The sequence below is a fragment of the Pseudoclavibacter endophyticus genome (assembly GCF_008831085.1).
In the GTDB taxonomy this organism is placed as follows: Bacteria; Actinomycetota; Actinomycetes; order Actinomycetales; family Microbacteriaceae; genus Pseudoclavibacter; species Pseudoclavibacter endophyticus.
On sequence record NZ_WBJY01000001.1, the window covers coordinates 749,026 to 768,589 of the forward strand.

The following is a 19,564-nucleotide window of genomic DNA, read 5'->3' on the forward strand; positions in this document are numbered from 1 at the left end:
CCAAGCTGCCGGCGGACTGAACAGTACGAAGACCGCCGTCGGCGGGGGAGGAGCGTGGCATGGCCACGAACGAACAGCGCACCCGGGTCGCCGTCCTGTTTGGCGGGCGCTCGAGCGAGCACACCGTCTCATGCGCGACGGCCGGTGGCGTGCTGACGGCCATCGACCGGGAGCGGTTCGAGGTCGTGCCGATCGGCATCACGCGCGATGGAGCGTGGGTGCTCGAGGAGGACGACCCGGCCAAGTTCGCGCTCAACCGCGCCAAGCTTCCGGAGGTCGTCGACAACGGCACGCGCGTGCATCTGCCGAGCTCCGCCCTGCACCATGAGCTCACGGTCTCGTACCTCTCGGGGGCGCCGGCGCAGTCGACCTCGCGGCGCCCGTCATCTGCCGAGACGACGGCGACCGAGGCGCGCGCCGACCTGTCGACCCGGCGGTCGCTCGGCGTCATCGACGTGGTGCTGCCGCTCTTGCACGGCCCGTTCGGCGAAGACGGAACTCTGCAGGGGACGCTCGAGATGCTCGACCTGCCGTTCGTCGGCTCGTCGGTGCTCGCGTCGGCCGTCGCGATGGACAAGCACTACACGAAGATCGTGCTGCGCGACGCGGGACTGCGGGTCGCAGGCGGCTTCACCGTGTACGACCGCGACTGGGGCGACGGCGACGATGCATCGGCCGTGCGGGTGCGCGATCGAGCCGCCAGCGATATCGGCTTCCCGCTGTTCGTGAAGCCGGCCCGCGCCGGCTCGAGCGTCGGCGTCTCGAAGGTCGAGTCGCCCGAAACGTTCGACGACGCCATGCGCACCGCCTTCGCCGAAGACGACCACGTGCTCATCGAGGCCGGGATCGACGGGCGCGAGGTGGAGGTCGCCGTGCTCGAGTCGCGACCAGGGGAGCCTCCCCGCGTCTCGGTCGCGGGCGAGATCGTCATGACCGACATTCCGTTCTACGACTTCGCCGCGAAGTACCTCGATGCTCCCGGCGTCGAACTCGTGTGCCCTGCCCCCCTCACCGAGGCAGAGCTCGCGGAGATGCAGTCCATCAGCGTGCGCGCCTTCGAAGCCCTCGGCTGTGAGGGGCTCGCGCGCGTCGACTTCTTCCTCGGCGACGACGGCTTCGTCATCAACGAGGTCAACACCCTGCCCGGATTCACGCCGATCTCGATGTTCCCCAAGTGCTGGGAGGCCAGCGGGCTCACGTACTCGCAGCTCATCACGGAGCTCGTGGAGGTCGCGCTGGCGAGCGCGCACGCCCGTCGCTCCCGTCGCGCCCGCCTCGGCTAGCGAACGGCGCTGTCGTTTCGCGCCACTCGTGACGTCTCCTTCGTCGGTTCCTCGGGGAGCGGGGTGGTCGCCGGCGGTTTCGTGTCGTCCATGTCGATCACGTCGTCGGGGCCGACGCAGCCGCCCACGGCTGGCAGGTACCCGATCGCCCCACCGAGATCCATGAGCACGTTGGTCCCCGAAACCGTGCCGCCCGACGCGTCGATCGTCACCTGCGCGGCCGGCGAGCGCCCGTAGGTCGTGTACACGTAGGTGGGCGCGTCCGCGTCGTCCTCGACCCAGTCGATGCCGTTGAGACTGATGCAGCGGTCGGTCGTCGGTTCGGGCGTCGCGACGCCGCAGTGCAGCAGCACCGTCGCGGGCGACCCCCACGCTCCCGTCGCCTGCGCGTTCGTGGTTCGCAGTTCCAGGCCATCGACCGTCTCGGGCAGCCGCACCGTCACGTCGGCGCACTCGGGGGCGTTCGCGTTCGCCGCGGGCTGCATTGGCACGGAGGGGCCGCTGCAGCCGGCGAGCGCGAGCGCCACGGCGGCGATCGTGACGAGGGGGAGGCGACGGAGCGAGCGAGACATCGTCGCCCAGACTAGTCCCGCTCGACCGGGCATCCGGTGCCTCTGACGAGCCGGTGACCGAGCGAGCCCGTGCTCTAGCGTTGAGGGATGGCAACGGACCCCGAGGCGTCACCGCAGCATCCGGCCACTCACGCCTGGGGCCCCGCGGGCGACGCCCGACGCGCCGCCGAGACGGCCGGTGAGGCCGGCGAAGCTGGCGTGCTCGCCCGCATCCTGCCGAGCGCCCGCCCCTCCGCCGCCGCGATCGTGCCGACGGGTGACGACGCCGCCGTCCTGGCGGCGCCCGAAGGCCGCTACGTCGTCACGACCGACCTCATGGTCGAAGGCCCCGACTTCCGCCGCGCATGGCACGAGCCGCACGACCTCGGTTGGAAGGCGTGCGCGTCGAATCTCGCCGACATCGCCGCCATGGGTGCCCGGCCGACCGCGCTCGTGGTCGCCCTCGCGCTGCCCGACGAGACGCCCATGCCGTGGATCGAGGCGTTCGGGGCCGGGGTCGGCGCCTGCCTCGAATCTCTTGCCCCCGACGCCGGCGTCGTCGGCGGCGACCTGTCGACCGCGGGGCAGGTGCTCGTGTCGGTGACCGCGTTCGGAGACCTCGAGGGGCGCCCGGCAGTGCTGCGTTCCGGCGCGCGCCCGGGCGATGTCGTGGCGCTGGCGGGTGACGCGGGGCGCAGCGCTTCGGGGCTCGCGGCACTGTTCGCGGGACAGGTGGCCGGATGCTCGACGGCGGACGGCGAGCGCGTGGGCGCCGGCGCCCCGTGGCCGCGCGTGCGCGAGGCGACGCCCCCCATCGGTGGCGGACAGCGGCAGGCGGAGCCCGCCGGCACGGGCGCCGCCGGTCGGATCGTTGCCGAACGGTTCGCGGCCGTGTTGCGCGCACAGTTCGCCCCCTCGCCGCCGATTGCTGCGGGGGCGACCGCGGCCGTGGCCGGCGCGACCGCGATGATGGATGTCTCGGACGGCCTGCTCCTCGACGCCACGAGGCTCGCGCGTGCGAGCGGCGTGACGGTCGAACTCGAGTCGGCGGCGCTGGCGGGCGACGTCGAGTGGCTCGCCGCGGTGCCCGGGCCCGACGGCGAGCCGATCGGGGCGTCAGCGGCGCTTGAGCGATGCCTCGCGGGCGGCGAGGATCATGCGCTCCTCGCGACGTTTCCGCCCGGCGCCGCGCTCCCTCCGCCGTTCCGGCGCATCGGCGCTGTCGCCCGCGGTGCGACGGGCGCCGACGCCGCCGCTGATGGCACGACGTCGCCCGTGCGGGTCGATGGCGTCCCGCGCGCGGCCCGCGGGTGGGATCCGTACGCCGGCCGGTGAACGCCGGCGAGCGGCCGGCGCGTCGGCGACCGAGCTGCGGGACCGCTCGGTCAGACGGTCAGCTCGTACGTCAGAAGGGCCGTGTCGCCGTAGCGGCGGGCGTGCGTGCGTTTGAGCGCGGCGGGCGTCGCGGGTTCGCCCGAGCGGGCCCCGCGCTCGAGGACGATGACGCCTCCCGCCGCCAGTCTGGGCGCGAGCCCCGCGAGCAGGGCCTCGAGTTCCGTGTCCGCCACCTCGTAGGGCGGGTCGGCGAACACCACGTCGAACCGCCCTCCATCGCGTTCGGCGAACCCGAGGGCCGAACCGGTGACCACCTGCGTCCGCACGCGCCGCGACCGGGCGGCGATGGCATCCTGCACCTGTCGTGCGTTGCGCTTGAGCAGGTTCGCGGCTTTGGCCCCGCGCTCCACGAACAGCGCCTCGGCAGCGCCTCGGCTGAGTGCCTCGAGGCCGAGCGCGCCCGTGCCCGCGTAGAGGTCGAGCACGGTCGCGCCGTCGAGCACGCCGCTTGCGTCGAGTGACGAGAACATCGCCTCGCGCACGCGGTCGCTCGTGGGGCGCGTGCCCGATTTCGGCACGGTGAGCGAAACGCCCTTGGCGTCGCCGGCGATGATGCGGGTCATGGTGCCACGGTACCCACGGGCGGCAGGGTGGTGCGGCGATTGACGGGGCGGCGGAAGGGGCAGGATGCCCCTGAGTCACCGTTACAGGAATGTGACCTGCATCGCGCCTGTGAGAAGATAGAGGTTTGGAGGAACGATGACCGACGTGACGAGCGCAACCCCGCCATCGACCGATGCGGGGCGCGTTGCCGACCCCATCGCAGGGCAGTCGGTGCCCCGGCTGACGGCCGAGCAGCTCCGAGGCGCCATCGAGCGGATCCGCGAGAACGTGCGCCAGGTCATCACGGGCAAGGATGAGCAGATCGAGCTCGCCCTCGTCGTGCTGCTGGCCGAGGGGCACCTCCTCGTCGAGGACGTTCCTGGCGTCGGCAAGACTGTGCTCGCGAAAACGCTCGCGGCGTCGATGAGCGCGACCGTCAACCGCATCCAGTTCACGCCCGACCTGTTGCCGAGCGACGTCACGGGCGTCGCGGTCTTCGACCAGGCCGATCGCCGATTCGAGTTCCAGCCGGGCCCCGTGTTCGCGAACGTCCTGATCGGCGACGAGATCAACCGCGCCTCGCCGAAGACCCAGTCGGCGCTGCTCGAGTGCATGGAGGAGCGGCAGGTGTCGATCGACGGCGACACGCACCGGCTGCCCGACCCGTTTACCGTGTTCGCCACGCAGAACCCGAGCGAGATGGAGGGCACCTATGCCCTGCCGGAGGCGCAGCGCGATCGCTTCCTCGCGCGGATGTCGATGGGCTACCCCGACCGCGACGCCGAGCTCGGCATGGTGGATGCGCGCGAGGGCGGTGACCCGCTCACCCGCGTCAGGCCTGTCGTCACCGCCGAGACGGTGCGCGCCATGATCAATGCGTGCAGCGAGGTCTACGTGGCGCCGCCCATCAAGAGCTACGTGGTCGACCTCGCCCGCGCCACGCGGGATCATGCGGACGTCCGCGTCGGCGTCAGCCCCCGCGCGACGCTCCACCTCATCCGCGCCGCGAGGGCCTCGGCGGCGATCTCCGGCCGCGACTACGTGGTGCCATCCGATGTCGCGGCGCTCGTCGCGCCCGTCTTCGCGCACCGCCTCATGCTGAACACGCGCGGTGCCCGGGGCGGCATCGGCACGGGCGAAGCGGCGCGAGTGATCGAGCAGGTCCAGCAGCGCGTCGTTGCACCGACGGGCGTGTGAGCGCGGCAACGGGCATGACAACGCCCCTCGCGCCCCCGAGCCGCTCAGCGTCGAATCGCACCGGCGGAGAGGTCGCCGTCGCGAAGCGCCTGCGGCCGACGCGGCGTGCGGTGGGGATGCTCGTGGTCGGCATGCTCTTCGTGGTCGCCGCCGTTCTGTTCGGCCGCGCGGAGTTCATCGCGCTCGGCGCGTTTCTCGTGGCGCTGCCGGCCTGCACCTACGCCCTCCGGGCGCTGTTCAAGCCGCGCCTCGAGCTCGAGCGGCAGATCTTTCCGAGCACGATCGCGGTCGGCGACCGGCTTCGCGTGATTGCGGAGGTGCGAAACCGCTCGATCGTGGCGCTCGAGCCGGCGACCTATGTTGACTTGACCCCCGGCGCCGCCGTCTCGAGCATCGGTGGGGTCATGCCGCAAGTCGGTTCGCGGCTTCGGCGGAGCGAGCGACACCGTCGTCGTCGCGTCGCCTACACGCTCACGACCATGCGCCGCGGGGTGCACGACATCGGTCCGCTGCTCCTCGAGAACATCGACGGGCTCGGTCTCACGCGCCGCGTGATCCGGGTCGGCGACCCCGAGTCCGTCGAGGTGTGGCCGCACGTGCACGACATCGATTCGCTCGATGTGCCGGCGACGCGTCATGGGGGTGAGGTAGAGGCGGGCATCGCCGCGGCGGGCGACAGCGACGACGTGCTGACGCGCGAGTACCGGCGGGGAGACGCCATGCGACGGGTGCACTGGCGCGCGACCGCCCGCGCCGACGACCTGCGGGTGCGGCAGGAGGAGCATCACGCCGAGGTCTCGTCGCTCATCATCCTCGACACCACGCGGTCTCCCATCGACGACGACGCCGACGCTGAGCCCGTCACGATCTTCGACATGATGGATGCGCCGGAGCAGGCCAGGGGCGCCCGTATCGACCCGGTGTTCGAGCACTGCGTTTCGGTTGCGGCCTCGGTGGCGGTCCGGTTGCACGAGCTCGGCTACGAGACCGAGCTGTTCGAGACCAACGAGTTCCTCGACGGCGCAGACGATCCCCGCCTCGGCGGGCTGCGCGTCGCCAGCAAGGACTCGATGAGCTCGCTCATGCGCCACCTCATGCATACGCAGCCGAACGCCCTCGGCGACACCCCCGAGCGCCCGAGCACGGTGGGTCACATCGCGCAGCGGGCCCTGCGCATCGGTCGCGCCCCGATCGTGTACGTGCATCGGGAGCTGGCGGGCGACGATCTCGCTGCGATTCGCGACCTCGGCCGGGTCGGCACCCCCGCCATCGCGGTGATCGTCGGCGATCACGCGGGCCCCGCGACGCCCAGCGGCAAGCGCGTGGCCGGCGTCCAGCGAGACTTCGCGCGCGAGGGCTGGGAGGTCGTCGTCATGTCGACCGCGCACGCCGACCCGTGGGCGAGCGCATCGCGCGTGGGCGCCCCGCGCGGCGGGGCGCGGCCGGCGGCGAAGGGGGCACACGCATGACGCAGACGCAGCGCGGCCGTCGCCCTCCCGCGCCGTCGTCCCGAGAACGCGCGACCGGGCTTGGCGCACGTGCGCGAGGGGGCGGCTCGGCAGGCCACCGCCCCGCTGCGCGCGCGAGCGGCACCCGGCTTCCGGTGCGCGACCCCGGCTCGACGGGCTCATGGTTCGTCTCGGTGTCGCTGCTTCTCGTGATCTCAGCGGCATCGCTGCTCGCCCTTCCCCTGTTCACGACGACGGGCTGGGCCGTCGACGCCATCGTGATGGCGGTGTCGGTCATCGGCGGGGCGGCACTCGTGCGCACATTCACCGGCGGCGTCCTGTGGCCGGCCCTTGCGTCGGTCGCGGCGTTCATCGTCGTGCTCTCGCTGCGCCTGCAACCCGACTCGGTCGTCGACTTCTTCGCCGTGTGGGGGCGCGAAGGCATGCTGCTCATCGAGCAGTTGGCGTCGGATGCTCCGCCGCTGCGCGAGACGCATGCGGCGGTGACCGCGCTCGTCGCGGTCGTCGGCGTCGTCGCGGCGCTCTGCGATCTCTTCGTGTTCGGGCTGCGCGGCCGCGTATCGGCGGTGCTGCCGCTGATCGTGTTCCCGATCCTGCCCGTCGCGCTCGGCGTGCCCGAGATCGACCTGTGGCCGACCATGTGGCTCGCCGGCGCGTTCGTGATCTACCTCTTCGCGACCACCTGGTGGCACCAGCGGATCGCCGACGAGCGGCTCGCCGATGCGGGGTACCTCGTCGACAGTCGCGGCGTGAGCGGCTGGTTCGGTGCCGTCGGGATGGCCGCGGCCGGGCTCGTCATCGCGTTGGTCGCGTCAATCGTGGTGCCGACGCCCGCGGGCGTGGCCTGGCTGACGCAGGGGACCGGCGCATCGCTATCGACGAACCGGGCGAACCCCATCCTCGATCTCGGCGACGACCTGCGGCGGAGCGATCCGGTCGACGTGCTGCAGTACGCCACTTCGATTTCGTCGGGCCCGCTGCCGTATCTGGCGCTCGTGACGCTCACCCAGCTCGACGGCGCGAGCGAGTGGTCACCTGGCGAGTTCGCGGCCGACGCGACGACGGACGGCGGCGCGCGACTGCCGGAACCCGCGGGCGTGTCCGCCGAGGCACCGACCACCTCGTTCGGCGCGAACATTGTCGTCGAACAGGGCGTGAGCCCCTATCTGCCGCATCCGGGGGTACCCCTCCAGGTGCAGAACCTCACGACGGAGTACGGGCTCCAGGCGTCGACGGGTGACCTGCGCGAACTGGCCGGGGAGGCGCTCGGCCAGCATTTCGAGTACTCGGGTCTGCGCCTCGACGCCTCGCCCGACCTCATCGCCTCGGCGCCGTACCTCGTGCCCGATGAGCTGGCGGGCCTCACCGCGGTGCCCGACGGGGCGGCGGCCGCGCGCATCCGTAGTGAGCTCGAGGGCATCGTCGACCCGAACTCGTCGCACTACGTGCAGGCGCAGCAGGTACAGGCCTACCTGACGAGCGATGCGTTCACGTACTCGGAGGTCTCGCCCGTCGCCGAGGGCTACGACGGCACCAACCTCGACGTGACCGCACAGTTCCTCGACGTCAAGTCCGGATACTGCGTGCACTTCTCGAGCGCCATGGCGATCATGGCTCGCATGCTCGGCATCCCGTCTCGGGTCCAGGTCGGATTCACGCCGGGCACGCCCGTCTCGATCAACTCGCAGGACCAGCTCGTCTATCAGGTCACGAGTCGTGACCTGCACTCCTGGGCCGAACTGTGGGTCGAGGGCTACGGATGGGTGCCATTCGAGGCGACGCCGGCCGCCGGGGTGGGGAACACGGTCGTGCCCGATGTGACGGAGACCGGTCTGGATCTGCCCGAGTCCCCGGAAGCGACCGAAGAGGCACCGCAGGCGGACGAGGAGGTCGAGCAGACGGCGTTGCCGGAGGCGAGCCCGACGAGCGACACCGTCGACCCGGAATCCGCCCCGATCGGCTCCGAGGGGGATGCTCTCGCCTGGCTCGGACCCGCCGTGGGCGTCGCGGCACTCGTCCTGCTCGCGCTGCTGTTCGTGCTCGCGATCCCGGCGCTCGCGCGCACGCTGCAGCGCCGGCGGCGACGAGCCCTGGTCACCGGCGGAGCGCCGGGCGCCGCGGCCATCGCGTGGCGGGAGCTGCTCGCGGAGGCCCGCGACCACCGCGCGGGCGTGCCGATGGGTGCTGACGTCCGCGCACAGGAGGATCGCCTCGCAGAGCTCGCGACGGCAGCGCCGGCGGCTGCGCCCGCGGGGAGCCCCGCCGCCGACGAGATCCGAACCGCGCTCGAACGGCTGCGCGTCGCGGTCGAACGGGCGGCGTTCGCGCGGCCCGATGCGGGAGGCGAGTGGCCGGACTGGTCGGACGTCGAGCGCGTCGAGCGCGGCATCCGCGACGGGTCGACGCGCCGCGGCAGGGCTCGCGCCGTCCTCGCCCCCGCCTCGCTGACGCGCGGCGCTCGAGCACGACGCGCCCGGGCCCGGATGCCCGCGGGGCGCGGCCGATGAGTCCCCGCAAGCGGCCGGACGCCACGGGAGACGCGCCGATCCTACGGCTCGTCGGCGCTGATCCGTTCGACCTCGATTCGCTGCTCGCCGAGTTCATGGGTGCCGCCAACGCGAAGGCGCTCGATCGCGACTTCGGTATCCGGCGCGTCGACGATCTGCTGCACCACTATCCGCGGCGGTACGCGACACGCGGGCAACTGACGGCGATCGCCGAGACCCCGATCGGTGAGCACGTGACGCTCGTGGCCGAGGTCCGAAGCGTGCAGGAGCGCAAGATGCGGCAGCGGAGCGGCTCGATCACGGAGGTCACGATCTTCGACGGGCGCGCGACGGCGACGCTCACGTTCTTCAACCAGCCGTGGCGCGTCAGGGACCTCCGACCCGGCGACCGCGGCACGTTCTCGGGTAAGGCGACGCTCTATCGGGGCGGGATCCAGCTCGCGCACCCCGATTTCGAGCTGTTCGAGGAGGAGGATCAGCAGGTCGGCATCGCCGGCGAGACGGACGTCGAGAGGTGGGCGTCGGAGCTCCTGCCCATCTACCCGGCGTCCGCGGCGATGCCGAGCTGGCGCATCGCCCAGCTCATCGCGGAAGCGCTGACGGCGCTCGGTCCACTGCCCGACCCGGTGCCCGAGTTCGTCCGCGCGGAAGCGGCATCCATGGGCTACGACGCCGCGCTTCGCGCAATGCATGCGCCCGCGACGATGTCGCAGGTCTCCACGGCGCGTCGTGCGCTTCGCCTCACCGAGGCGTTCGTGTTGCAGACCGCGCTGCTGCAGCAGCGCCGCGCGGCGCGGGCGGTCGCGTCATCGCCCCGGACGACCGGGCAGGGCAGCCTGCTCGCGCGGTTCGACGCAGCGCTGTCGTTCGAGCTCACGGGCGACCAACGGGCCGTCGGCGACGAGATCGCGCGCGAGCTCGGCGACACGGCGCCAATGCAGCGGCTCGTGCAGGGCGAGGTCGGCTCCGGCAAGACCGTCGTCGCGGTGCGGGCCATGCTTCAGGTCGCCGATGCGGCGGGACAGTCGGCCCTGCTCGCGCCGACCGAGGTGCTCGCGACGCAGCACGTGCGCTCGATCGCCGCGCAGCTCGGGCCCGAGCTCATGGGCGAGGTGCAGCCGACGTTGCTGACGGGAGGCATGCCGCAGTCGGAGCGTCGGCGCGCGCTGCTGCGCATCGCGTCCGGCGATGCGCGCATCGTTGTCGGCACGCACGCGCTGCTCGGCGATGCCGTGTCGTTCTTCGACCTCGGCCTCGTCGTCGTCGATGAGCAGCACCGCTTCGGCGTCGAGCAGCGTGAGCGATTGCGCGCCAAGTCCGACGCCCCGCCGCACCTGCTCGTGCTCACCGCGACGCCGATTCCCCGCACGGTCGCGATGACGGTCTTCGGCGACCTCGATGTGTCGACGATCGCCGAGTTGCCGGGCGGGCGCGCCGGCATCACGACCCACGTCGTGCCGGCGGGCGAGCGCCCGGGCTGGCTCGACCGGGCCTGGGCGCGCACCGGCGAGGAACTCGGACGGGGGCGTCAGGCGTTCATCGTCTGCCCGGCCATCGAGGTCGGTGACGACGGCACCGAGCCTCTCGGCGACGAGGACGAGGGGGATGCGGCGGGGGCGTCGGCATTGCCCGTCTCGGTCGAGGCCGTCGCCGCGCTCGCGCGGGAGCGGCCCGAGCTCGCCGGCCGCACGGTCGCCGAGCTGCACGGCCGCATGCCGAGCGATGAGAAGGACGCGATCATGCGCCGATTCGCCGAGGGCGGGATCGACGTGCTCGTCGCCACGACGGTCATCGAGGTCGGCGTGAACGTGCCGAACGCGAGCGTCATGATGGTGATGGGGGCCGAGCGTTTCGGCGTTTCGCAGCTGCACCAGCTTCGTGGACGGGTCGGTCGCGGCGAGCACGCCGGCCTCTGCCTGCTCGTGACCGAGGCCGAAGCGGAGTCGACGGGGCGGGAACGTGTCGAGGCCGTCGCGTCGACGCTCGACGGGTTCGAGCTCGCCCAGCGCGACCTGGAACTGCGACGCGAGGGCGACGTGCTCGGCTCCGCGCAGTCGGGCGCGACCTCGTCGCTGCGGTTGCTGCGCGTCGCGCGCGACGGCGACCTCATCGATCTCGCGCGATCGGCCGCGGGAGAGGTGCTCGAGGCCGACCCGGCGCTCGAGAGCGTCGAGCACGAGCCACTGCTGGCCGCTCTGGCGCGTATCCGTGATGAGCAGCGCGCGTTCCTGGAGAAGTCGTAGCGCCACGCCCGGGCACCAGGGCGGCGTGAGGCGCGGCGGCTAGCATGGCCGCGCCACCCATCACGAGAGGTTGACTGTGCCGAACCGTTCTGCCGCCGTCGTACCCGCCCACCCCACCACGGGGCCGCTCCAACGTCCCGCCGCGCTGGCCGCGCTGGTCGTGTTGGCCGCGTTCGTGCTCGCCTTCGCGCTGGCGTTCATCGCCGCGCCGTCCGCCGTGACGGCGGCACCGGCCGAAGCCGCGGGGCCCTCGTCGTCGGCCGGATTCGGGGGTGGGACCGCGACGCAGGCGCCCCAGCAGCCGGACGATTCGGCCGCGGCGGCCGGCGGCGCTCCCGCCTGGCTGATGATCGTCGTGGGACTCGTCGGCGTCATCGTGATCGTCGCCGCCATCATCGCCTTCATGGCGGTCGCTCGCCGCAACCGCGAGATGCGCGATCGGGTGGCGGGCCCGCACAGCGGGTCGTCCGACCCTGTTGCCGGGCCGGCGCCCGGCGTGGCGGAGGCGCCCCTGCCCGGCCCCATCATCCAGGAGCGCGGGGGTCACCAGGACGCCAACGTGCCGGGTGATGCCGCGAACGCGCCCGGCGATCCCCTTCCTCCTCGCGACGAGGTGCCAGGCGACGACGTGCCCCCGCAGCGCGGGGTTGCCGAGCCCGGCGATCACGGAGGCGGTCCTGGCGCCGACGGCACTGGCCGCCGTGCCGACTAGCGCATGGAATCTGCGAACCGCGGCGTTTCCGTGCGACGTGCGACACGCTCGCCGCTCGTCGTCCAGGCGTGCGCGCGCCCGGCTCTAGGCTTAACCGCATGAGCACAGTCGCCGTCGTACCGGGGTCGTTCGACCCGATTACCCTTGGCCACCTCGACGTGATCGTTCGCGCCGCGAACCTGTTCGACGAGGTGCACGTGCTCGTCGTGCACAACCCGGGAAAGACGGCGCTCATCCCGATCTCGCGTCGGGTCGAGCTCATCGAGGAGGCCCTCGCCGACGCCAGGGTGCGTGGCGACGTGCGCGTCGCCAGTTGGAGCATGGGGCTCCTCGTCGACTACTGCACCGATGTGCGGGCCAACCTCATCATCAAGGGGCTGCGCGGCCAGAACGACGTGGCGTATGAGACGCCCATGGCGATCGTCAATCGCGACCTCGCGAACATCGAGACCATCTTCATGCTCCCCGACCCGCGCAACGCGCATGTGTCGAGTTCCCTCGTTCGGCAGGTGGCGGGGCTCGGCGGCGACGTCTCGCCCTACGTGCCTGCGAACGTGAAGACGTTCTTGCAGGGTGGCATGGACACCACGATCACGAGCTGAGCCCGCGGCGTTCGCGCTGCGCGCATCCGGATGCACCGCCGGAGAAGGTCTCGCCAGCCCGCCGCCCGTAGACTCACAGGGTGTCTGTGTCGCCATTCCAATTCAATGTCCGCACCCTGATCGGGAAGCCGGGCGAGATGCGCGAGCTCGAGCGCGAGGTCATGACGCCCGAGCAAATCGGTGAGGGCTTGCTGAAGGTTCCAGCCGGCTCAGCGCTCGACCTCGACGTGCGTCTTGAGAGCCTGCACGACGGCATCCTGGCCACCGCGAATGTCGTGGTGCCCACCGCCGGAGAGTGCAGCAGGTGCCTCACCACGATCGACGAAGACCTCCAAGTCGAATTCACGGAACTCTTCGCGTATGCTCGAGACGAAGCGCTCGAATACGAGGTAAGCGACGATTGCGTCGACTTGGAACCCCCGATTCGCGACGCGGTAGTGCTCGCACTGCCGTTTCAACCGGTGTGTCAGCCGGACTGCCTGGGCCTCGACCCCGAGACTGGTGAGAAGCTCACCCAGCCTCGCCCTGAGCGGGCGAGCGAGGTTGATCCTCGCTGGGCGTCCCTGCTCGATTTCGACGCTTCTGAGCCGGGTCAGACTCCAGCCAGCGAGTAACCCGGGCCGTGACGGCGTGCGCCGCGATGCGGCCGCACCGCAAGCATTCATGACAAGAGAGGTACGAGAGAATGGCTCTCCCCAAGCGCAAGATGAGCCGCTCGAACACGCGTTCGCGTCGTTCGCAGTGGAAGGCTCAGGTTCCCACGCTCGTCAAGACCGTTGAGAACGGCAAGGTCACCTACAGCCTTCCGCACCGCGCGAAGCTCGTCGAAGACCAGGCCGGCACGCCCCTGTACTACGAGTACAAGGGCCGCAAGGTCGCCGACGCGTAACCACGTGCCCGTCGATCCCGACGCGCACACGATCGACCCCGACGCCGCGCCGTCAGCCCAGCTGGCGCAGGCGCTCGGGGTCGACGTCGTGCCGGACCTCCTCGAACTCGCCCTCACGCACCGCTCGTACGCCTTCGAGCAGGGCGGCCTGCCGCATAACGAGCGCCTCGAATGGCTCGGCGACGCGATCCTCGGCGAGGCCGTGACGGTCATGCTCTATCTGGCGCACCCCGAGCTCAACGAGGGGCAGCTCGGGCGACGGCGCATCGCCCTCGTCTCGACGGTGTCCCTCGCCGAGATCGCCCGCGGCATCGGACTCGGCGCGTACATCCACCTCGGGCGAGGCGAGCAGCTGACCGGCGGACGCGACAAGGACTCGATCCTCGCCGACACGATGGAGGCCGTCATCGGCGCCGCCTATCTCTCGTGCGGCCACGAGGTCGCGAGCGACCTCGTCCGGCGACTCGTTGAGCCGCTGCGCGGGCAAACCGAGCGCTTCGGCGTCGCCATGGACCCGAAGACGGCCCTGCAGGAGCTCGTCGACACGCTCGGCGGAGAGGCGCCCGCCTACCGCGTCGAGGGGGAGGGGCCGCAGCACGACCGCGTCTACCGCGCCCAGGTGACGGTCGCCTCGGCCAGCGGCACGGGCCGCGCCGCCGCGCCGCTCATTCGGGCCGAGGGTGAGGGGCGCAGCAAGCGGCAGGCCGAGATGGCCGCCGCCCTCGCCGCCTGGAACGAACTGTCGAGCGCGCGAGATGCGCCGGGGGACGCGGCCGCGCAGGGCGCGGACGCCGAAGCCGAAGCCGAAGCCGACGCCGACGCCGACGCCGACGCCGACGCGTAGGCGTGCCCGAGCTGCCTGAGGTCGAGGTCGTGCGCCTCGGGCTTGCCCCCGTGGTGTCAGCAGCGGTTGTCCTCGGCGTTGACGTGCTCGACGAACGCGCGCTCACGCGGCATCCGGGCGACGCGGCCGATTTCGTCGCGCGGCTCGAGGGTGCAACGCTCGCCGAACCGCGCCGACGCGGCAAGTTCCTCTGGGCGCCCATCTCGCGCCCGCCCGTGCCTCGGCATGCCGGGCCGGGCGGTCGGTGTGAGTCCGAGCCTTCGTCGGCGCTCCTCGCCCACCTGGGGATGAGCGGCCAGCTCCTCGTCCGCGACGCCGCAGCGGGTGATGATCGCCACGCGCGGATCCGGATGCGGCTCGACGGTCCGCGGGGACGATACGACATCGTGTTCGTCGATCAGCGCACGTTCGGGTCGCTCGCCCTCGACGCCCTCGTGCCGACCGCCTGTGCGTCGACAGCCCCCATACGCGGCGTTGGGCACGGACCGGGCGCCGGCGCGGACGACGCGATCGGGGCATCCCATTCCGAGCTGCTTCCCTCCCAGGTCGCCCACATCGCTCGCGACCCGCTCGACCCGGCGTTCGACGACGAGGCCTTCGTGGCGCGGCTCCGGCGACGCCGGTCGCCGATCAAGTCGGCGCTGCTCGACCAGACGCTTGTCGCCGGGATCGGCAACATCTACGCCGATGAGGCGCTGTGGCGGGCGCGCATCCACCCGGCACGGCCGACCGCGACGCTCACGGCGCGGCGGGCGCGCGAGCTGCTCGGCCACGTGCGCGATGTGTTCGCGCAGGCGCTGCTCGAGGGCGGCACCTCGTTCGACGCGCAGTACGTCAACGTGAACGGTCAGGCCGGGTACTTCGCGCACTCGCTCAATGCCTACGGACGCGACGGACTGCCGTGCCCGCGGTGCGAGACGCCGATGCGCCGCGAGCCGTTCCAGAACCGCTCGAGTCACTTTTGCCCGCGCTGCCAGCGATCGCGATGACGCGGTCAGGCGCCGGTCCAACGTGAGAGGCGCGACCTCGGTTACGGCGAGATCCGCGTGAGCGTGGGGTAAAGCACCGATCCCGACCACTGGCGGGCGTCGGACGACCGTTGCCCCACGCCGACCGAGCCGTCGACGTTCGTCTGACGTTCAGGCCTGGCGTGGGGCACCTTCGGGGACGGTCAGCCCCGCGAGCGCAGTCGGCGTGCCATCAGCAGGGCACCTCCGGCGAGCAACAGCGCAGCTGCGATGGGAACTCCCCAGAAGTTATCCGAGCCGGTGGGGGACAGATCGCCCGGCTTGTAAGGGGTCCCATTCGTGTTGGCGGCGGCCTCCACCCCCGCATTCGCATCGGCGTTCGCCTCCACCCGGGCGGCAGCTTCCGCGTCGGTGGTGGCGTCCACGTCGACGGCGGCACTGGCGTTCGCCGTGACGTCTGCGGTGGAGTCTGCGTCGGTGGTGGCTTCGTCGTCGGTGGTGGAGTCTGCGTCGGTGGTGGCTTCGTCGTCGGTCGTTGAGTCCGCGTCGGTGGTGGCTTCGTCGTCGGTCGTTGAGTCCGCGTCAGTGGTGGCTTCGTCGTCGGTCGTTGAGTCCGCGTCAGGGGTGGCCTCGGCGTCGGCGGTGGAGTCCGCGTCGGTGGTGGCCTCGTCGTCGGTGGTGGAGTCCACGTCTGCGGTGGAGTCCGCGTCGGGGGTGGCCTCGGCGTCGGCGGTGGAGTCCGCGTCGGTGGTGGCTTCGTCGTCGGTGGTTGAGTCCGTGTCGGGGGTGCCCTCGACGTCGGCGGTTGAGTCCGCATCGGGGGTGCCCTCGACGTCGGCCGTGGAATCCACATCGGCGGTCGAATCGACATCTGCCGTGGAATCCACATCCGCCGTGGAATCAACATCTGCGGTTGAGTCCGCGTCGGAATCCGTGTCGTCGTCGTCACATTCCGGATTGGTGATGACATTGCTGTCAAGCGTTACCGCTCCGTTGCGGGCGAGCGCTCGACCTTCGATGGTGGTCCCGGTGACGAGCGTGACGGACGTCAGCGCCATGATCGTCCCGACAAAGTCGGTACTCGTGCCGAGCGTCGCCGAGGTGCCCACCTGCCAGAACACGTTGCAGGCCTGCGCCCCGCCGATCAGCGTCACGGAGCTGTCCGTCGCCGTCGTGAGAGTGGATCCGACCTGGAAGATCCATACGGCGGAGGGGTCGTTCTGCGCATCGAGGGTGAGCTCTCCCGTGAGCTCGGCGGCAGTGTCGGCCGTGTACACCCCCGGAACCAGTGTTTGCCCGCCGAGGTCAGCAGTGATGCCGAAGTCACTTGCTTGACCCGCTGCAGCGTTATAGGCCGTGGTGAGGTCGTCCTGCGCCTGCAGCGCGACTGCGTCGTTCTCGCTGATGGTCCCTCCCACCACGATCCCGGGCGGAAACCCCGTGATCGCCGATCCCGGCGCGACGCCGAGGTCGCCGTGGAGCACGGTGGGGCCGGTGTTCGTGACCGTCGAGCCACCCAGAACGACGTACGACTCCGCGGTGCCGAGATCGATCGCGGTGGCGGCCTGAGCACTCGGCATCCACATGTTGATGGTCGCAAGTGTCAGACCGATCACGCCGACCGCAGCGGCCGGAGTGCGGAATCGTCGCCATGCTATGCCCGATCCGAGCGCTTCCGACTTATCGGTGACAGCGCGCATGGCCTGTTGTCGTCCAACATTCTTCATTGCTCACCGTTTCCCGAGGGGCGAAAGCCCACGGGGGATAGGTGAGCCATCTTCACGGTAGGTGACCCTGAGGCCCGTGTCTAGTGCTCCACTGCAGACCGTATTCTGCGGGTCGGTCTCCGACGCATCGGTGAACGCGTGAGCAGGCGATAAGAAAACGGATGCATTTCCAGGCCCACGATGTCGGGGAGCATCCCTCGTTCCTCGACCGTTCACCGGTCGCGCATAGCGTTGCCCGCGTGACGACGCAGATCCGCGAGTACATCGATCGCCTCCAGGCCGATGGCCACACCGTCGGCGAGGACCACGACGACGACCCCGTCCTGATCGACCCGGCGGGCCGGGCCGTCGACACGTGGCGCGAGAACTATCCCTTCGACGAGCGCATCGACCGCGACGTCTACGAGGCTGAGAAATACCGCCTGCAAGTCGAACTGCTGAAGTTCCAACGGTGGCAGCAGCGCACGGGCGAGCGCCACCTGCTCATCTTCGAGGGGCGAGATGCCGCGGGGAAAGGCGGCACGATCAAGCGCTTCATGGAGCACCTCAACCCGCGCCACGCGAAGGTGGTCGCCCTCGTGAAGCCCACGGAGCGCGAGTCGACGCAGTGGTACTTCCAGCGCTACGTCGCCCACCTGCCCGCGGCCGGCGAGACGGTCATGTTCGACCGCAGCTGGTACAACCGGGCCGGCGTCGAGCGGGTCATGGGCTTCTGCACCGACGCGCAGTACCGGGAGTTCATGACCGATGTGCCCCTGTTCGAGCGGATGCTGGTGTCGTCGGGCATTCGCCTCACGAAGTTCTGGTTCTCGGTCACCCAGTCCGAGCAGCGCACGCGCTTCATCATCCGCCAGGTCGATCCGGTGCGGCAATGGAAGCTGTCGCCCATGGACCTGGAGTCGCTCGACAAGTGGGACGCCTACACGGCCGCCAAGGAGGCCATGTTCCGTGGCACCGACACGGAGTTCGCGCCCTGGACGACCGTGAAGAGCAATGACAAGAAGCGCGCACGCCTGAACGCCATGCGCCACTTCCTCTCAACGGTCGATTACGACGACAAGGACGACGAGATCGTCGGCCTGCCCGACCCGTCGATCGTCAAGCGCGGCATCGATGCCGTCGGCGACTAGGCGGACGCACCGCCGCCCCGGCTCGATCGCGACCGCTGCACAGTCATGGCACGGACGCCGCCGTCGCCATGGCCTGCGTCCGTGCCCACCGATACCCTTTCGCCATGAGTGAGTACCAGCTCCGCAACCCCGCGACGGGGCAGACCGAAGCCACCTACGACGCGTTCACCGACGAGCAGATCATCGACGCCATCGGGCGCGCCGACTCGGCCTACCGATCGTGGCGGACCACGCCCCTCGACGAGCGTGTCGCCGCGCTCGCACGGGTCGGCGAGCTCTACCGCGACCGTGCGGACCGGCTCGCCGAGATCATCGCTCGCGAGATGGGCAAGCCCGTGCGGCAGGGACTCGGCGAGATCGCCCTTTCGGCCGACATCTACACCTACTACGCCGACAACGCCGCCGAGTTCCTGAAGGACGAGGAGCTCTCGGTGGCGTCGGGCGGCTCGGCCGTCGTGCGAACGGCGCCGCTCGGCGCGCTGCTCGGCATCATGCCGTGGAACTACCCCTACTACCAGGTCGCGCGCTTCGCGGCACCGAACCTGGCGCTCGGCAACACGATCCTCCTCAAGCACGCCCCGAACTGCCCCGAGTCGGCGCTGGCCATCGAGGGGATCTTCCGTGACGCGGGCCTGCCGGCCGACGCCTACATCAACATCTTCGCCTCGGTTCCGCAGGTGGCAGACATCATCGCCGATCCGCGCGTGCAAGGCGTCTCGCTCACGGGCTCGGAGCGCGCCGGCCGCTCCGTCGGCGAGATCGCGGGCCGCCACCTGAAGAAGGCCGTTCTCGAGCTCGGCGGCTCCGACCCCCTGCTCGTGCTTGACACCGACAACCTCGACGGGGTCGTGTCGCAGTCGGTCGCCGGCCGCCTGTCGAACGCCGGTCAGGCCTGCAACTCGCCGAAGCGCTTCATCGTGGTCGACGAGCTCTACGACGAGTTCGTCGAGAAGGTCACGGCGAAGTTCCAGCGCGTCGAGCCGGGTGACCCCATCGACGCGAACACGCGCTTCGGCCCGCTCTCTTCGGAGCGCGCCGTCAGCGATCTCCTCGAGCTCATCGACGACGCGCGTGAGAAGGGGGCGACCATCCGAGCCGGCGGGGAGCGCTACGACCGTGAGGGCTCGTGGATGCAGCCCACGGTCGTCACCGACATCACGCCCGACATGCGCCTCTACCGCGAGGAAGCGTTCGGGCCGGTCGCCACCGTCTACCGCGTCCCCGACGTCGACGCCGCAGTCGAGCTCGCCAATGATTCGCCCTTCGGCCTCGGCGCTGCCGTGTTCACGGGCGACGAGCAGCTCGCCGACGATGTCGCAGACCGCCTCGATGCCGGCATGATCGCCATCAACGGCACAGGCGGCACCGCGCCGGACCTGCCGTTCGGCGGCGTGAAGATGTCGGGCATCGGCCGTGAGCTCGGCCGATTCGGCATCGACGAGTTCGCCAACAAGAAGCTCGTCCGGCGCACGCGCGGCTGAGATTCCGCCGGCCCCGCGGCGCG

At 70.9% G+C, this 19,564-nt stretch carries 17 protein-coding genes; 14 read left to right on the top strand and 3 right to left on the bottom strand.

Annotation, left to right across the window (positions count from 1 at the left end; genetic code table 11):
* Positions 1 to 59 precede the first annotated feature (59 nt).
* The gene (locus tag F8O04_RS03170; protein ID WP_158027881.1) at positions 60 to 1,283 is read left to right on the top strand and encodes a D-alanine--D-alanine ligase family protein; all 1,224 of its coding nucleotides are present in this window, start codon (positions 60 to 62) and stop codon (positions 1,281 to 1,283) included.
* Here F8O04_RS03170 and F8O04_RS03175 read toward each other — a convergent pair.
* On the bottom strand, positions 1,280 to 1,855 hold the full coding sequence (locus F8O04_RS03175; protein ID WP_158027882.1) for a DUF3515 family protein: 576 nt from the start codon (positions 1,853 to 1,855) through the stop codon (positions 1,280 to 1,282). The genes F8O04_RS03170 and F8O04_RS03175 overlap by 4 nt on opposite strands.
* A gap of 87 nt (positions 1,856 to 1,942) precedes the next feature.
* Here F8O04_RS03175 and F8O04_RS03180 point away from each other — a divergent pair, with 87 nt between their 5' ends.
* On the top strand, positions 1,943 to 3,169 hold the full coding sequence (locus tag F8O04_RS03180) for a thiamine-phosphate kinase (RefSeq protein ID WP_158027883.1): 1,227 nt from the start codon (positions 1,943 to 1,945) through the stop codon (positions 3,167 to 3,169).
* A gap of 50 nt (positions 3,170 to 3,219) precedes the next feature.
* Here the strand turns inward: F8O04_RS03180 and rsmD are convergent, their stop codons facing one another.
* Entirely contained in the window at positions 3,220 to 3,792 is a 573-nt protein-coding gene (gene rsmD / locus F8O04_RS03185; RefSeq protein WP_158027884.1) for a 16S rRNA (guanine(966)-N(2))-methyltransferase RsmD, read from the bottom strand.
* A 145-nt stretch (positions 3,793 to 3,937) separates the two neighbouring features.
* On the opposite strand from rsmD, the gene F8O04_RS03190 reads away from it, so the two are divergent.
* The 10 genes from F8O04_RS03190 to mutM all read left to right on the top strand — a co-directional run bounded on the left by F8O04_RS03190 (position 3,938) and on the right by mutM (position 15,224).
* Positions 3,938 to 4,969, top strand: a complete 1,032-nt coding sequence (locus F8O04_RS03190; RefSeq protein ID WP_373285867.1) for an AAA family ATPase — start codon at positions 3,938 to 3,940, stop codon at positions 4,967 to 4,969.
* Between the two features lie 14 nt (positions 4,970 to 4,983).
* Positions 4,984 to 6,438, top strand: a complete 1,455-nt coding sequence (locus tag F8O04_RS03195; RefSeq protein ID WP_158027886.1) for a DUF58 domain-containing protein — start codon at positions 4,984 to 4,986, stop codon at positions 6,436 to 6,438.
* Positions 6,435 to 8,945, top strand: a complete 2,511-nt coding sequence (locus F8O04_RS03200) for a transglutaminase family protein (protein ID WP_158027887.1) — start codon at positions 6,435 to 6,437, stop codon at positions 8,943 to 8,945. Before F8O04_RS03195 ends, F8O04_RS03200 begins: the two co-directional genes overlap by 4 nt.
* Before the next feature lie 95 nt (positions 8,946 to 9,040).
* Positions 9,041 to 11,188: an ATP-dependent DNA helicase RecG gene (locus F8O04_RS03205; RefSeq protein WP_188726458.1), complete on the top strand. Its 2,148-nt coding sequence runs from the start codon at positions 9,041 to 9,043 to the stop codon at positions 11,186 to 11,188.
* A gap of 76 nt (positions 11,189 to 11,264) precedes the next feature.
* Entirely contained in the window at positions 11,265 to 11,900 is a 636-nt protein-coding gene (locus F8O04_RS03210) for a hypothetical protein (protein ID WP_158027889.1), read from the top strand.
* Between the two features lie 98 nt (positions 11,901 to 11,998).
* The gene (coaD, locus tag F8O04_RS03215; protein WP_158027890.1) at positions 11,999 to 12,502 is read left to right on the top strand and encodes a pantetheine-phosphate adenylyltransferase; all 504 of its coding nucleotides are present in this window, start codon (positions 11,999 to 12,001) and stop codon (positions 12,500 to 12,502) included.
* A 137-nt stretch (positions 12,503 to 12,639) separates the two neighbouring features.
* Complete coding sequence (locus F8O04_RS03220) at positions 12,640 to 13,116, top strand: YceD family protein (protein ID WP_158027891.1); 477 nt, start codon at positions 12,640 to 12,642, stop codon at positions 13,114 to 13,116.
* Positions 13,117 to 13,187: 71 nt separating this feature from the next.
* A complete protein-coding gene (rpmF, locus tag F8O04_RS03225; RefSeq protein WP_158027892.1) occupies positions 13,188 to 13,391 on the top strand; it encodes a 50S ribosomal protein L32 in 204 nt (67 codons plus the stop codon).
* Between the two features lie 4 nt (positions 13,392 to 13,395).
* Positions 13,396 to 14,235 carry a ribonuclease III gene (gene rnc, locus F8O04_RS03230; RefSeq protein ID WP_373285866.1) on the top strand — a complete coding sequence of 280 codons (840 nt, stop codon included), beginning with the start codon at positions 13,396 to 13,398 and terminating at the stop codon, positions 14,233 to 14,235.
* A 2-nt stretch (positions 14,236 to 14,237) separates the two neighbouring features.
* Entirely contained in the window at positions 14,238 to 15,224 is a 987-nt protein-coding gene (gene mutM, locus F8O04_RS03235; RefSeq protein ID WP_158027893.1) for a bifunctional DNA-formamidopyrimidine glycosylase/DNA-(apurinic or apyrimidinic site) lyase, read from the top strand.
* A 182-nt stretch (positions 15,225 to 15,406) separates the two neighbouring features.
* Here mutM and F8O04_RS14975 read toward each other — a convergent pair whose 3' ends face one another.
* Positions 15,407 to 16,903 (bottom strand): ice-binding family protein, encoded by a 1,497-nt coding sequence (locus F8O04_RS14975; protein ID WP_225734840.1) that lies wholly within the window; start codon positions 16,901 to 16,903, stop codon positions 15,407 to 15,409.
* Between the two features lie 266 nt (positions 16,904 to 17,169).
* Between F8O04_RS14975 and ppk2 the strand changes: the two genes are divergently transcribed.
* Together ppk2 and F8O04_RS03250 are read left to right on the top strand one after the other, a co-directional pair.
* Entirely contained in the window at positions 17,170 to 18,060 is an 891-nt protein-coding gene (gene ppk2, locus F8O04_RS03245) for a polyphosphate kinase 2 (protein WP_225734841.1), read from the top strand.
* 104 nt (positions 18,061 to 18,164) lie between these two features.
* Positions 18,165 to 19,541, top strand: coding sequence for an NAD-dependent succinate-semialdehyde dehydrogenase (locus F8O04_RS03250; RefSeq protein WP_158027895.1), 1,377 nt, complete (start codon positions 18,165 to 18,167; stop codon positions 19,539 to 19,541).
* Positions 19,542 to 19,564 lie beyond the last annotated feature (23 nt).

Excerpts from the sequence above, each read along its gene's own strand:
- F8O04_RS03170 (WP_158027881.1), top strand. The coding sequence starts at position 60 with ATGGCCACGAACGAACAGCGCACCCGGGTCGCCGTCCTGTTTGGCGGG.
- F8O04_RS03175 (WP_158027882.1), bottom strand. The coding sequence starts at position 1,855 with ATGTCTCGCTCGCTCCGTCGCCTCCCCCTCGTCACGATCGCCGCCGTG.
- F8O04_RS03180 (WP_158027883.1), top strand. The coding sequence starts at position 1,943 with ATGGCAACGGACCCCGAGGCGTCACCGCAGCATCCGGCCACTCACGCC.
- rsmD (WP_158027884.1), bottom strand. The coding sequence starts at position 3,792 with ATGACCCGCATCATCGCCGGCGACGCCAAGGGCGTTTCGCTCACCGTG.
- F8O04_RS03195 (WP_158027886.1), top strand. The coding sequence starts at position 4,984 with ATGACAACGCCCCTCGCGCCCCCGAGCCGCTCAGCGTCGAATCGCACC.
- F8O04_RS03200 (WP_158027887.1), top strand. The coding sequence starts at position 6,435 with ATGACGCAGACGCAGCGCGGCCGTCGCCCTCCCGCGCCGTCGTCCCGA.
- F8O04_RS03205 (WP_188726458.1), top strand. The coding sequence starts at position 9,041 with ATGGGTGCCGCCAACGCGAAGGCGCTCGATCGCGACTTCGGTATCCGG.
- coaD (WP_158027890.1), top strand. The coding sequence starts at position 11,999 with ATGAGCACAGTCGCCGTCGTACCGGGGTCGTTCGACCCGATTACCCTT.
- F8O04_RS03220 (WP_158027891.1), top strand. The coding sequence starts at position 12,640 with ATGCGCGAGCTCGAGCGCGAGGTCATGACGCCCGAGCAAATCGGTGAG.
- rpmF (WP_158027892.1), top strand. The coding sequence starts at position 13,188 with ATGGCTCTCCCCAAGCGCAAGATGAGCCGCTCGAACACGCGTTCGCGT.
- F8O04_RS14975 (WP_225734840.1), bottom strand. The coding sequence starts at position 16,903 with ATGCGCGCTGTCACCGATAAGTCGGAAGCGCTCGGATCGGGCATAGCA.
- F8O04_RS03250 (WP_158027895.1), top strand. The coding sequence starts at position 18,165 with ATGAGTGAGTACCAGCTCCGCAACCCCGCGACGGGGCAGACCGAAGCC.